Origin of the sequence: Granulosicoccus antarcticus IMCC3135, from assembly GCF_002215215.1 — a bacterium.
GTDB lineage: Bacteria > Pseudomonadota > Gammaproteobacteria > Granulosicoccales > Granulosicoccaceae > Granulosicoccus > Granulosicoccus antarcticus.
Map to the genome: position 1 here is coordinate 1,913,412 of NZ_CP018632.1, position 14,446 is coordinate 1,927,857.

At 51.9% G+C, this 14,446-nt stretch carries 6 protein-coding genes and 1 pseudogene; all 7 read left to right on the top strand.

The window, feature by feature from the left end:
- Window positions 1-135 precede the first annotated feature (135 nt).
- Window positions 136-4,221: a DNA-directed RNA polymerase subunit beta gene (gene rpoB / locus IMCC3135_RS08205; protein WP_088917161.1), complete on the top strand. Its 4,086-nt coding sequence runs from the start codon at window positions 136-138 to the stop codon at window positions 4,219-4,221.
- A gap of 81 nt (window positions 4,222-4,302) precedes the next feature.
- A pseudogene (rpoC, locus tag IMCC3135_RS08210) lies at window positions 4,303-8,430 on the top strand (DNA-directed RNA polymerase subunit beta'); the annotation flags it as partial.
- 762 nt (window positions 8,431-9,192) lie between these two features.
- Window positions 9,193-9,531 carry a flagellar hook-basal body complex protein FliE gene (gene fliE, locus IMCC3135_RS08215; RefSeq protein WP_088917163.1) on the top strand — a complete coding sequence of 113 codons (339 nt, stop codon included), beginning with the start codon at window positions 9,193-9,195 and terminating at the stop codon, window positions 9,529-9,531.
- Window positions 9,532-9,612: 81 nt separating this feature from the next.
- Complete coding sequence (gene fliF / locus IMCC3135_RS08220) at window positions 9,613-11,280, top strand: flagellar basal-body MS-ring/collar protein FliF (RefSeq protein WP_088917164.1); 1,668 nt, start codon at window positions 9,613-9,615, stop codon at window positions 11,278-11,280.
- Entirely contained in the window at window positions 11,280-12,329 is a 1,050-nt protein-coding gene (gene fliG, locus IMCC3135_RS08225; RefSeq protein ID WP_088917165.1) for a flagellar motor switch protein FliG, read from the top strand. Before fliF ends, fliG begins: the two co-directional genes overlap by 1 nt.
- Window positions 12,322-13,086, top strand: a complete 765-nt coding sequence (locus tag IMCC3135_RS08230) for a FliH/SctL family protein (RefSeq protein ID WP_157735848.1) — start codon at window positions 12,322-12,324, stop codon at window positions 13,084-13,086. The genes fliG and IMCC3135_RS08230 overlap by 8 nt, the downstream gene beginning before the upstream one ends.
- Before the next feature lie 4 nt (window positions 13,087-13,090).
- Window positions 13,091-14,440, top strand: coding sequence for a FliI/YscN family ATPase (locus tag IMCC3135_RS08235; RefSeq protein WP_088917167.1), 1,350 nt, complete (start codon window positions 13,091-13,093; stop codon window positions 14,438-14,440).
- Window positions 14,441-14,446 lie beyond the last annotated feature (6 nt).

A 14,446-nucleotide genomic window follows, 5' to 3' on the forward strand; every position in this document is an offset into this window, starting at 1 on the left:
GGGGTTTGTGTCCCGGGGTTGTGACACCGACAGGCTGACAGTCATTGTGACTGTCGGCCTGCCGCCGCTTCCGGCGGGAAAATTTGAACTTGCGTGCTCGCCCGGCACGCGCTCTGCAGACTGCGAGGAACGTTGATGGCCTTTTCGTTCACTGAAAAAAAACGTATCCGTAAGGATTTTGGAAAGCGCGCTCCAATCCTTGAGGTGCCGTACCTGCTGCAAACGCAGCTGGACTCCTACCGCAACTTCCTTCAGGAAGATAAAGACGCGGATAATCGTGCTGAAGTAGGCCTGCATGGCGCCTTCAACAGTGTGATGCCCATTATCAGTTATTCTGGTAATGTCGAGCTGCATTACGTCAGCTATCGACTGGGCAAACCTGCTTTTGACGAGCGGGAATGTAAAATTCGTGGTTTGACTTTCGCGGCACCACTTCGAGTGCTCGCGCGTCTGATCATTTATGACAAGACCGCTCCTGCCAGCAGTAAAGTCGTCAAAGACATCAAGGAGCAGGAAGTATTCATGGGTGAATTGCCACTCATGACAGGTAATGGAACTTTCATTATCAATGGTACTGAACGCGTAATCGTTTCTCAGTTGCATCGATCACCTGGTGTGTTTTTTGACCACGATCGCGGCAAGACGCATTCATCGGGCAAATTGTTGTTCAGTGCGCGAATCATTCCTTATCGTGGTTCCTGGTTGGATTTCGAATTCGATCCGAAAGACTGCGTTTTTGCCCGAATTGACCGTCGCCGAAAGCTGCCAGCCACGATTGTTTTGCGTGCGTTGGGTTATGAGACTAGCGACATTCTGGAAAATTTCTTTGAAACGCACAAGATTTCTCTCTCGAAGACCAAAATCGAGATGGAACTGGTGCCTGAGCGCCTGCGTGGTGAAACCGCAGCGTTTGATATCAAAGCTGGTAAAGAAGTGGTTGTTGAAACCGGACGTCCGATTTCAGCCAGACACGTTCGTGTACTGGAGCAAGCCAACATCAAGAAGCTGGAGATTCCGGCTGACTACCTGGTGGGCAAGATCCTCTTCCACGACATCGTCGATCCTGAAACTGGCGAATTGCTGGCTGAAGCCAATGCTGAGCTGACTGCAGAACTTGTTGAGCAGATTCATGACGCTGGTATCAAGAAGATTGAAGTCCTGTATGTAAACGACCTTGATCGAGGACCGTTTATTTCCAACACATTGCGCATCGATCCAACGCGCACTCAGTTGGAAGCTCAGGTAGAAATCTATCGCATGATGCGTCCTGGCGAGCCACCTACCAAGGAAGCTGCACAGAACCTGTTCAATAACCTGTTTTTCGAGCCAGATCGTTACGATCTGTCGCCTGTTGGTCGCATGAAGTTCAATCGTCGTCTCATGCGCGAAGAGACAACGGGACCAGGTACGCTGGACAAGGAAGACATCCAGGCTGTCATGCAGGTGTTGATTGATATCCGTAACGGTAACGGTACGGTTGATGACATTGACCATTTGGGTAATCGTCGTATCCGTAGTGTGGGCGAGATGGCTGAAAACGTCTTTCGCGTGGGTCTTGTTCGTGTTGAACGAGCAGTACGTGAACGTTTGGGTATGGTTGAGTCTGAAGGTCTCATGCCTCAGGACATCATCAACGCCAAGCCGGTTGCTGCCGCAGTCAAGGAATTTTTCGGATCCAGCCAGTTGTCGCAGTTCATGGATCAGAACAATCCTCTGTCAGAAGTCACGCACAAGCGTCGTATTTCTGCATTAGGCCCCGGTGGTCTGACGCGTGAACGTGCAGGTTTTGAAGTTCGTGACGTACACCCGACTCACTATGGTCGTGTTTGTCCTATCGAAACACCAGAGGGGCCGAATATCGGTCTTATCAACTCTCTGGCGGTTTATGCCCGAACCAATAACTTTGGATTTCTCGAAACTCCTTACGTCAAGATTGTTAACGGCAAGGCGACTGACAAGATTGAATACCTGTCGGCGATCGAAGAAGGCAACTACATCATTGCTCAGGCGAACACGGAGCTGGATGCGGAAGGCAAACTGATCAGTGATCTGGTTTCTGTACGTACCAACAATGAATTCACCATGTCACGACCTGAACAGGTTGAGTTCATGGACGTTTCTCCAAAGCAGATCGTATCTGTTGCGGCGGCACTGATTCCATTCCTCGAGCACGATGATGCTAACCGCGCTCTCATGGGTTCGAACATGCAACGTCAGGCTGTACCGACATTGCGTGCCGAAAAGCCATTGGTTGGTACCGGTATCGAACGTATCGTTGCTGTCGATTCAGGCTCTGCTGTTGTTGCCAAGCGTGGTGGCAAGGTAGATTCGGTTGATGCGGCTCGAATCGTTGTCCGGGTACATGATGCAGAAGCAGAAACAGGCGCCGGTGGTGTCGATATCTACACTCTGACCAAGTACACGCGTTCAAACCAGAACACCTGCATCAATCAACGTCCGTTGGTTCGCCCGGGTGATCAGATTGAACGTGGTGATGTGCTGGCAGATGGTCCATCTACCGACATGGGTGAGCTGGCCTTGGGTCAGAACATGCTGGTCGCGTTCATGCCTTGGAACGGTTACAACTACGAGGATTCCATCCTCATCTCCGAGCGTGTTGTTCAGGAAGATCGATTCACAACGATTCATATCGAAGAATTGACCTCTGTTGCACGTGATACCAAGCTTGGGCCTGAAGATATTACAGCTGATATTCCTAACGTCAGCGAAGGTCTGCTGTCGAAGCTGGATGAGTCGGGCATTGTGTACGTTGGTGCTGAAGTGAAGCCGAACGACATTCTGGTTGGCAAGGTGACACCGAAGGGTGAAACACAGCTGACTCCAGAAGAGAAGCTTCTGAGAGCCATCTTTGGTGAGAAGGCGTCTGATGTAAAAGACACTTCCTTGCGCGTACCACCAGGTATGGACGGAACTGTAATCGATGTCCGCGTATTTACTCGCGACGGTGTCGACAAGGACATGCGTGCTCAACAGATCGAGCGTGAAGGCCTGAAGCAGGTTCGCAATGATATTGATGACGAAACTCGAATCATCGAGAACGACATCTACGAACGTATCGAAAAGCTGATTGTCGACAAAGAAGTGGATAAAGGACCGGAAGGCTTGAAGTCTGGTGACAGAATCACATCCGAGTACTTGCAAAACCTTGAACGCGACAAGTGGTTCCAGATCTCCATGCGAGATGAGGAACTGAATGTTCAGCTCGAAAAGATCGGACAAAGCATTGCGGATCATCGTGAAGCCTTTGAACAGCGCTTCCTGGAGCAGAAGGAAAAAATCACTTCTGGTGATGATCTGGCTCCGGGTGTTCTGAAAATGGTCAAGGTCTACCTTGCGGTCAAGCGTCGTCTGCAACCAGGCGACAAGATGGCGGGTCGACATGGCAACAAGGGTGTTATCTCCATGATCGTACCTACCGAAGACATGCCTTATTCGGCTGACGGTGCACCGGTTGATATCTGCTTGAACCCATTGGGCGTGCCTTCGCGCATGAACGTTGGACAGGTACTTGAAATGCATCTGGGCTGGGCTGCCAAAGGTCTGGGACACAAGATCAATCGCATGATCAAGGCGCAACAAGCGGTTTCAGATCTTCGAGAGTTTCTCGAGAAGATTTATAACCACGAAGGTGCTTCACAACATGTGGACATTGCGAGTCTGACTGACGAAGAAATCAAGGAGCTGGCTAACAACCTGGTCCGTGGTGTACCGATGGCAACACCAGTATTCGATGGTGCTTCCGAGAAGGAAATTCGCCAGATGCTGGCTTTGGCAGATTTGCCAGAATCAGGGCAGGCGCATTTGTTCGATGGCCGTACTGGCGATAGCTTCGAACGTCCTGTTTCTGTTGGTTATATGCACATGCTCAAACTGAACCATCTGGTTGATGACAAGATGCATGCTCGTTCAACAGGTCCGTACAGTCTCGTTACTCAGCAGCCGCTGGGTGGTAAGGCTCAATTTGGTGGTCAGCGCTTTGGTGAGATGGAAGTCTGGGCACTGGAAGCATACGGCGCGGCATACACATTGCGCGAAATGCTGACGGTCAAGTCTGATGATGTGAAAGGTCGAAACACGATGTACAAGAACATTGTCGACGGCGATCACAGAATGGATGCAGGCATGCCTGAGTCTTTCAACGTGCTGCTTAAGGAAATTCGCTCGCTCGGTATCAATATCGAACTCGAGCAGGATCACTAAGGCATTGAGTCCATACGACATGAATGCCCCAAGGGTCCAGAGAAATACGTTTTCCGCTGCAAGCGATAGGGGAATGAAAGAATGAAAGATCTGCTGAATCTGTACAAGATGCAGGGCCAGACTGAAGAGTTTGATGCGATTCGCATCAAGCTCGCTTCACCAGAGACCATCCGTTCATGGTCTTACGGTGAGGTGAAGAAGCCCGAGACCATCAACTACCGTACGTTCAAACCAGAGCGTGATGGCCTGTTCTGCTCCAAGATATTTGGACCAGTCAAGGACTATGAATGCCTGTGTGGAAAGTACAAGCGCCTCAAGCATCGTGGCGTGGTATGCGAGAAGTGTGGTGTTGAGGTTACTCAGACCAAGGTACGTCGTGAGCGCATGGGTCATATTGACCTGGCGAGCCCGGTTGCCCATATCTGGTTCCTGAAGTCACTGCCAAGTCGTATCGGCTTGTTGCTGGATATGACACTGCGTGAAATAGAACGTGTGTTGTACTTTGAAGCCTATGTCGTTATCGATCCGGGCATGACGACTCTGGAAACCGGACAACTGCTCTCGGATGAGCAGTATCTGGAAGCGATTGAAGAGCACGGCGATGAATTCGATGCTCGCATGGGTGCTGAAGCTGTTCATGACCTGTTGAAAGACATCGACATGAATACCGATGCCGAAAATCTGCGTGAAGAGATCGAAGCGACCAAGTCAGAGACAAAACTGAAGCGTCTGACCAAGCGTTTGAAGCTGGTTGAGTCATTCATCGTCTCTGGTAACCGTCCTGAGTGGATGGTTATGACCATTCTGCCGGTACTGCCGCCAGATTTGCGTCCTCTTGTGCCGTTGGATGGTGGTCGTTTCGCAACTTCAGATCTTAACGATCTGTATCGTCGAGTCATCAACCGTAACAATCGACTGCGTCGTTTGCTGGAGCTCAACGCTCCTGACATCATCGTGCGTAACGAAAAGCGCATGCTGCAGGAATCTGTGGATGCTCTGCTGGACAATGGTCGACGTGGTCGTGCCATCACGGGTTCCAACAAACGTCCTCTAAAGTCCCTGGCCGACATGATCAAGGGCAAGCAAGGTCGTTTCCGTCAGAACCTGCTGGGTAAGCGAGTCGATTATTCTGGTCGTTCGGTTATCGTGGTTGGACCAACTCTGCGTCTGCATCAGTGCGGTCTGCCGAAGAAAATGGCACTTGAACTATTCAAGCCGTTCATTTTCTCCAAGCTGCAGATTCGTGGCATGGCTACGACCATCAAAGCTGCCAAGAAGATGGTAGAGCGTGAAGGTGCGGAAGTCTGGGATATCCTTGAAGAGGTTATCCGTGAACATCCGGTCATGCTCAACCGTGCACCAACATTGCATCGTCTGGGTATCCAGGCTTTTGAACCAGTCCTGATCGAAGGTAAGGCTATCCAGCTGCACCCGTTGGTTTGTGCTGCATTCAACGCCGACTTTGACGGTGACCAGATGGCGGTTCACGTACCGTTGTCCATCGAAGCACAGCTCGAAGCTCGTGCTCTGATGATGTCAACCAACAACGTTCTGTCACCTGCGAACGGTGAGCCGATCATCGTACCTTCTCAGGATATCGTTCTGGGTCTGTACTACATGACTCGTACTCGAGTGAATGCCAGAGGCGAAGGCATGACATTCAGCGACATCGCTGAATGCCACCGTGCTTACCAGAGCAAGGTTGCCGATCTGCACGCTTTGGTAACAGTTCGAATTACTGACTACGAAGAGAACGAAGCGGGTGAGTGGGTCGCTGTTCCACGTCGGGTCAAGACAACGGTTGGACGGGCTATCGTGTCCGAGATTCTGCCACCAGGTCTTGAATTCGCCAATGTGGATCTGAATCTGACCAAGAAGAATATCTCCAAGCTCATCAACCTTTGCTATCGCCGTCTGGGTCTGAAGGAATCCGTTATCTTCGCTGACCAGCTGATGTATCTGGGCTTCAGATACGCAACTCTTGCCGGTGTTTCCATCGGTATTGAAGACATGATGGTGCCGGAAGACAAGAAGACGCTGATTGCAGCGGCTGAATCCGAAGTGCGAGAAATTCAGGATCAATACTCTGAAGGTCTGGTTACCAAGGGTGAGCGCTATAACAAGGTTGTTGATATCTGGTCTTCTGCGAACGATCAAGTCGCCAAGTCAATGATGGCCAGTCTCGGTACCGAGAGTGTTGTCAACAAGGACGGCGAGACTGTTCAACAGGAATCATTCAACTCTATCTTCATGATGGCTGATTCGGGCGCTCGTGGTTCTGCGGCCCAGATTCGTCAGTTGGCAGGTATGCGTGGTTTGATGGCCAAGCCGGATGGCTCGATCATCGAAACGCCTATCATCGCGAACTTCCGTGAAGGTCTGAACGTGAATCAGTACTTCATCTCGACTCACGGTGCTCGTAAGGGTCTTGCTGATACCGCTCTGAAGACGGCTAACTCCGGTTATCTGACACGTCGTCTGGTTGACGTTGCACAGGATATGGTTGTTGTCGACCCTGATTGTGGAACCACGGCTGGTTTGACCATGAAGCCGATCATTGAAGGTGGCGACGTAGTTGAAGCCTTGCGTGAGCGAGTACTGGGACGAGTTGTCGCTGCTGATATCCTGAAGCCAGGCGAGGAAAGTACGGTTCTGTTTGAAGCCGGTACTTTGCTTGACGAGCATATGGTCGATACGCTGGAAGAGTCAGGTGTTGACGAAATCCTCGTTCGCTCTGCTATCACTTGTGAAGCGGACTACGGTGTTTGCGCGGCCTGTTACGGTCGTGACCTGGCACGTGGCCATGTGATCAATATTGGCGAGGCTGTCGGCGTAATGGCCGCTCAGTCCATCGGTGAGCCGGGTACACAGCTCACTATGCGTACCTTCCACATTGGTGGTGCCGCAAGTCGATCAGCCGCAGCTAGTAGTGTTGAGTCCAAGTCCAAGGGATCTGTTCGTCTTCATAACATGAAGGAGATCACTAACAAGGATGGCAAGCTGATGGCCGTATCACGATCTGCCGAACTGGCGGTTGTTGATGACGCGGGTCGTGAGCGTGAACGCTACAAGGTACCTTACGGTGCGGTTATCCAGGCGAAGGAAGGCGAGGCGATTGAAGCCGGTGCCATTCTCGCTACCTGGGATCCACATACCCATCCGGTTATAACGGAAGTGGCGGGTTTTGCGAAATTCTCCGATTTCGTCTCCGGTATCACGACTAAGGAAGAAACCGATCCGACAACTGGTTTGACGGATAAGATCATTACTGACCACAAGCAGCGTGGTGGTACCAATAAAGATCTACGTCCTCTTGTCAAGCTGGTCGACAAGGAAGGCAACGACCTGAACTATGCGGGAACTGAAATTCCGGCTCACTACTTCTTGCCACCTGGTGCGATCATCAATCTGCAGGATGGAGCTGAAATTCAGGTCGGTGATGTTGTGGCTCGTATTCCGCAAGCATCTTCCAAGACGCGTGACATTACCGGTGGTCTGCCGCGTGTTGCCGATTTGTTTGAAGCGAGGAAGCCGAAGGAACCTGCCATTCTGGCAGAGGTCAGCGGTACTGTTTCTTTCGGTAAGGAGACCAAGGGCAAGCAGCGTCTGGTCATTACCGGACCGAATCAGGAGCATTACGAAGAACTGATCCCCAAGTGGCGTCACATCAATGTGTTTGAAGGTGAGACGGTAGAACGGGGTGAGATGATTGCCGACGGTGAACCTAACCCTCAGGATATCCTGCGACTGCGTGGCGTTGAAACTCTGGCTGCCTATCTGGTTCAGGAAATTCAGGACGTCTATCGTCTGCAGGGCGTAAAGATCAACGACAAGCACATCGAAGTCATCATTCGCCAAATGCTCAGAAAAGTTGAGGTCTCCGTTGCCGGTGATACTCGTCTGTTGCGAGGTGAGCAAGTCGACTTCCTGCGTGTCAAGGAAATCAACGAAGCCTTGTTGGCCGAGAACCCGAATGCGACACCTGCAGAATTTGATAATCTTCTGCTGGGTATCACCAAGGCATCTCTGGTTACCGAGTCGTTCATTTCTGCGGCATCATTCCAGGAGACAACGCGGGTACTGACTGACGCTGCGGTTCGTGGAGCACGTGATGATCTGCGCGGTCTGAAAGAGAACGTTATCGTTGGTCGTCTGGTACCTGCCGGAACGGGACTGGCTTTCCATACGGAACGCCGAAAGAGTCGTGCAAAGCTCAGTGCTGATCAAGCCTTTGACAAGGTTATTCAGCAAGAATCTGCGCTCTCACCGAGTGTGGGTAGCTTGCCTGCCGATGGTCTCATGCCGAGCCTTCTTGACAGCGTAGGTCCTGAAAGCTCTGCTGGCGACGCTTGATGAAAAGCAGGTTGGCCCTGGCACAGATTGCCGGGGCTGATGTGTGAAAAGTGCTGGAGAAATCCAGTGCGCCATACCGATGAAAATGCCCTCCTAGTGAGGGCATTTTCGTTTCTGGCTTGCGTAAATCCGACCGATAGAATCATTCGATTCTCCGTCGTAGCGCCAGGTTCTTCCTGATCTTGAGTTGCTCACAATGAATACATGTTTCACGACATTGGGCAACGTGAAAGTGTCTCCAACAGAGATTGCCATTGATGAAAAAACATCAGCAAATTAGCTTGTGTTGATCTGATTGATGCGAAATACGATCAATTGCTTACCTCTAAATAGGAAGTATTGAGCATTTTTGGGCAGAAAATTACGAAGTAAGTCGACCAAGTCAAATTGCTGGCACAAAAAGTTATTAAGCCTATTCAGAATTTGCAAGCTGCAGGTTTATCTTCAAACAAGGCTCAGAGAGTAACCATTGCTGCTAGCTCTGCAGCGTTTGCTTCTCGCTATGCAGCGTAGACGTTAGAGAAAATGTAACACCAGAGTAGCTACCAGCTGTTCAAGCCGAGGCGAGCAGGGCACACGCCTTGCTCCACTCAGATTGATCACGGTAGGAGCCGAGATATGAATAGCTCAATAGACACAAATTCTCTTTTACTGCAACTTAGGGCGATGGCTCGAGATGCGGGTATTCCTTCGACTGACAAACCGTCGTCAGAGCTCACGCTCGGTGCCGACAGGATCGAGTTTTCCAAGGTGTTGGAGAACTCAGTTCAACAAGTGAACGGTCGCAGCATTGAAGCAACGCAGCTGCGTGAATCGTTTGAAGCTGGCAACCCGAATGTAGAGCTGGCAGATGTAATGATCGCAGCGCAGAAGGCGCGTATTTCCTTTGAGGCCTTGACGCAGGTTCGTAACAAGATGGTTGCGGCCTACAAGGAAATCATGAGTATGCCTTTGTGATGTCAGAGATTTCTGGCAATACAACCCTATCCCATTAACCGCGCTCAGCTTGCTGCTGAAACTGCTGAGACCTGATATTAAATGAGTGACGCGAACATAATCAATGCCCAGGCACAGGGAACACCCCTGGCGGCTAACCTGATGAGGAGCCTGGCAGCCCCACAGCTGGGTGCCTTGCTGGTAGTGGCTACCGCGTTAACTCTCGGTATAGGATTGATCATCTGGACGATGAAGCCGGTGTTCGTACCTGTAGGCGGGCAGGGTGGGCGAGAAGATGCCCTGCAGATCATCGAGCATCTGACAGCATCACAAGTCGAGTACAAGCTGGATGCTTCAACAGGCCTGGTACTCGTCCCTCAAGATCAGGCTGCCCAGGTTCAAATGAGCCTGGCGGCCAGTGGTCTGAACTCTGGAGACAGATCCCAGGGGCTGGAGCTTCTGCAAGAGGAGCCTTCGCTGGGAACAAGTCATTTCACAGAATCGGCACGTTACCAACACGCTCTGGAAACTGAATTGAGTCGTACTATCAGTAGCATGCGCAACGTAGACTCTGCTCGTGTTCATCTGGCCATTCCCAAGCAATCGGTATTCATTCGTGACCGGGCAGATGCATCTGCTTCCATCATGATCAAGGCGAAGCCAGGGCGCAGTATTGAAGATGAGCAGGTCCATGCGGTTATCAACCTGGTAGCGTCCAGCATTCCTTATCTGGAAAGCGGTCAGGTGACCGTGGTCGACCAATGGGGTCGGTTGCTGTCAACGGGGGACGATTCAACCGATGGCGCCACACGCGACCAATATCAGTATGCCCGCAAGCTGGAGAAACTGTATTCGGAGCGAATAGAATCTCTGTTAACACCGATAGTTGGTGCTGGGCGTATCAGGGCCATCGTCACTGCGGATGTGGATTTCACCACCAATGAGCAGACGCAGGAAAGTTACGAGCCGGATGCACAGCAACTGCGTAGTGAGCAGGTAGATACTCAGGTGAATCGCGATGGGGCCGGCGGTGCAGGGGGAATTCCTGGTGCATTGACCAACCAGCCTCCAGGGAACGGCACTGTTGATCCTGGGTTGGCTGAGGCTGGAGAGGCTGGGGCTAATGGCATCCAGAACGAAACGTCCTCTGCAGTTCGCAACTACGAGTTGGACAGAACGATAACTCATGTACGCCAGGCGCCAGGCAGTATTCAGCGCATATCGGCAGCCGTGATCATCGATGACCGTCTGGACTTGAACGAGGCCGGTGAGCCGGTTCGTACGCCTTTGACAGAAGACGAGCTGGCTGAGTACACTCGATTAGCTCAGGAGGCGGTCGGTTTCAGTGAGGAACGTGGTGATAGCGTTGTCGTCTTCAATCGAGCTTTCAAGCCTGTAGAAGAGATATTACCAATCGAACCACTACCAATCTGGCAACAGAGCTGGCTTTGGACTATGGTTAGGCAGGTACTTATTGGACTATCGGTGTTGCTACTGGTACTGTTGGTTCTGAGGCCGGCTGTAAAGCGTCTGGTTCCCGTGGTCGACAAGCAGGCCCTGGCGGCGTTACAGGCCAACCAAGATAACGGAGCACTGGCATTGCATGACCCGGATAATGCGACTGAGACTGCGTCAAAGAGCGGGTCCAAAGAAGCACTGGAACCACCATCAGTCATCTACGGCGATATACTCAATATGGCGCGTGCTATGGCTGCCGAGGACCCCAAGCGAGTTGCGAAAGTTGTCAAGGATTGGGTTGCTGAGCAGTAATGGCTGAAGCGGACAAAAAAGACGGAGCCGCCAAACCGGAGGCTTCCCCTGAAAAGGCGCCGATGAGTGGCTCCTGCCAAGCCGCTATCCTGTTGATGGCGTTAGGCGAGGAGGAGGCTGCTGGTGTGCTTCAGCATATGAAACCTGCTGAAGTACAGGCGCTTGGTGAGGCCATGGGAGCGATCAATGGTGTTACTCAGGAGCAGATAGGTACAACGCTGGATCAATTCGTTAATCGTGTCCGCAACGAATCCTCGCTTGGCCTGGAATCCGCAAATTATTTCAAATCCACTCTTACGCGCGCGCTTGGCAAAGACAAGGCAATCAGTGTGCTTTCACGCATGCAGCCAACGGAAGATGACCAGGGACTGACGGCGCTCAAATGGATGGATCCCAGAGTCGTAGCGAAAATCATACGCAACGAACATCCGCAAATCATGGCAACTGTTCTGAGCCAGCTGTCACGTGAGCAGGCAGGACAAGTACTGGATATGTTACCCGAGGAGTTGCGCACCGATGTGGTAATGCGGATTGTCAGGCTGGATAAGCTCCATCCTGCTGCGCTTTCCGATCTGAATGATGTGATTCAGGAATTGTTTGAAAGCAATGCAACGATCGAGCTGTCAGGACTTGGCGGCGTACAGGTTGCGGCAGAGATTCTCAATGGGGTATCCAAGAATTCGGAAGAGTTCATTCTGGCAGCGATAGAGGCTGCTGATTCTGAAATCGTGGAACAGATCAAAGAAGGTATGTTCATTTTCGAGAACCTGCTTAACGTCAGTGACCGTGATACTCAGACAATGTTGCGAGACTTGTCCAACGATGATCTTATCATCGCGCTCAAGGGAGCTTCAGAGGAGCTGCAAACCAAGATATTTCGAAATATGTCGTCACGTGCTGCAGAGTTGCTGCGTGATGATCTTGATGCAAAAGGGCCAGTCAAGCTTTCGGATGTTCAAGCGGCTCAGCGCGCCATTCTTGTAACTGCCAAGCAACTTGCGGACGATGGCAAGATTTCACTGGGTGGAAAGGGAGATGATTATGTTTAGAGTTCTTTCTGAAGACGAATCGAAGAATGTCGTTCGCTGGCAAGCTCCGGATCTGAAAGGAACCGTTCCAGTGGCCAACACTCGTCAGGTTGCCACACCGGTGAGATTGAGCGAAACCATGGCAGCAAGCGACTTGCTGCGTGAGGTTAATGCGAAGCGGGCAGGTGGCCAGCCAGAGTTTCAACAGGCAAGCCAGGGTGGGGCTGCTGCGGGTAACCCGGGACGGCAGTCCGGCAGTCTGCCATTGACAAACCCGTCAGCAGGCATGCTGCAGAACAGTTATGACGAAGGCCATGCACACGGTTACGCAGAAGGTAATGCAGCTCTGCATCAGGAATCCGTCAAGCAATTGCAGACATTGGTTGACTCGCTTGGAAAACCTGCCCTGCAAGTGCCTGACAGGATGCTCGAGCAGGAAGTGATCGGTCTGGCTATGGATATTGCAAAGATGCTTGTAAAGCGGGAAGTGGAAATTGATCCTGAAGCCTTGGCATCGCTGGTTCGTGCAGGGATGGAACAGTTACCCCACGCTGCTAAAAGTGATGTGAGTGTGCACCTTCATCCAATGGATGCAAACGTTCTCAGAGAACTGACGATTCAACCCGAAGGGGTAGAGTTCAAGGATGACGTCAATCTCCAACGGGGTGACTGTCGCATCGTGTCGAATGCAAGTACGGTGCACTGTGGTGTCGACAACTGGCTTGAGGTTATGGGGGCAGAGTTGGGATTGTTACCTGTGCCGGTAGCTCAGGATTGAGGCGATGAGTGGAGAGCCATACGGCACTGTTCCCTCGTCTCTGGCAGACCGCATACATCAGCGTCGCGAAGAACTGACGGCGGTAGAGTTACCGGTAGAAGGACGACTCAGTACGTTACGTGGGCTGACACTCGAAGCAGAAGGTTGCCAGGTCGAGATCGGTTCACGTTGTCTGATCGAAACGACCAGTGGTAAGGAGGTGGAAGCACAGGTGGTTGGCTTCAATCGCAGCCGAACCTTGCTCATGCCTACAGGCTCCGTGGCGGGTCTGCGATCACAAGCCCGAGTCAAGCCGGTGCCAGGGCAAGCGTCGGCACCGTGTGGTGACGAATTGCTGGGACGGGTAATTGATGCACGCGGCCGACCCATCGACGGTCTGGGCCCGCTGAAAACCACACATTCAACTCCCCTGATGGGACATCCCATCAACCCTCTGGATCGTGCCGGAATTCATGAAGCCTTTGATGTTGGTGTACGCTCTATCAATGGTTTGCTCACTTTGGGACGAGGTCAGCGAGTAGGGTTATTCGCGGGTTCAGGAGTTGGCAAGAGCGCCTTGCTGGGAATGATCACACGGCATTCAGAAGCGGATGTAACAGTAATCGGACTGATCGGTGAGCGTGGCCGTGAAGTCAATGATTTTGTCCGTGAAACTCTGGGTCGCAAGGGTATGGAGCGCGCCATCGTCGTGGCCGTACCTGCCGATCAACCACCCTTGCTACGTTTGCATGGTGCCATGCTGGCGACAGCCATAGCCGAGAGCTTTCGGGATCGTGGGCAACAAGTACTGCTGCTGGTTGACTCGCTCACACGTTTTGCTCAGGCACAGCGGGAGATTGGATTGGCAACAGGAGAGCCTCCTACCAGTAAAGGTTATCCGCCTTCGGCGTTTGCCATGTTACCGCAGCTGGTAGAAAGAGCTGGCAACATGGCTCATGGTGGTTCCATAACGGCAATCTATACGGTGCTGGCAGAAGGTGATGATCAGAACGACCCTATCGTTGATGCGGCTAGAGCGGTGCTTGATGGTCATATCGTTTTGACACGTGCATTGTCGGATGCGGCACACTATCCGGCTATCGATATAGGAGCTTCAGTAAGCAGGACTCGCTCGGCTGTGAATACGCCAGAGCAAGAACAGTTGATTCGCCGTTGCTTGCAGCTTTCGGCCTCCTATCGCTCCCAGGAAGACATGATACGTGTCGGACTCTATCAGTCAGGTAGCGATCCTTTACTGGACAAGGCGGTAGCGTTCTGGCCTCGTTTACAGGCCTTTCTGCAACAGCCTGCTACCAGCGGTGTGGGTATTTCCGCCGCTCGCGCCCAATTGGCGGATATTCTTCAGTCTCAATAGTGCACT

Bases quoted from the DNA above. Each gene is read 5' to 3' on its own strand.
- rpoB (WP_088917161.1), top strand. From the start codon at position 136: ATGGCCTTTTCGTTCACTGAAAAAAAACGTATCCGTAAGGATTTTGGA.
- fliE (WP_088917163.1), top strand. From the start codon at position 9,193: ATGAATAGCTCAATAGACACAAATTCTCTTTTACTGCAACTTAGGGCG.
- fliF (WP_088917164.1), top strand. From the start codon at position 9,613: ATGAGTGACGCGAACATAATCAATGCCCAGGCACAGGGAACACCCCTG.
- fliG (WP_088917165.1), top strand. From the start codon at position 11,280: ATGGCTGAAGCGGACAAAAAAGACGGAGCCGCCAAACCGGAGGCTTCC.
- IMCC3135_RS08230 (WP_157735848.1), top strand. From the start codon at position 12,322: ATGTTTAGAGTTCTTTCTGAAGACGAATCGAAGAATGTCGTTCGCTGG.
- IMCC3135_RS08235 (WP_088917167.1), top strand. From the start codon at position 13,091: ATGAGTGGAGAGCCATACGGCACTGTTCCCTCGTCTCTGGCAGACCGC.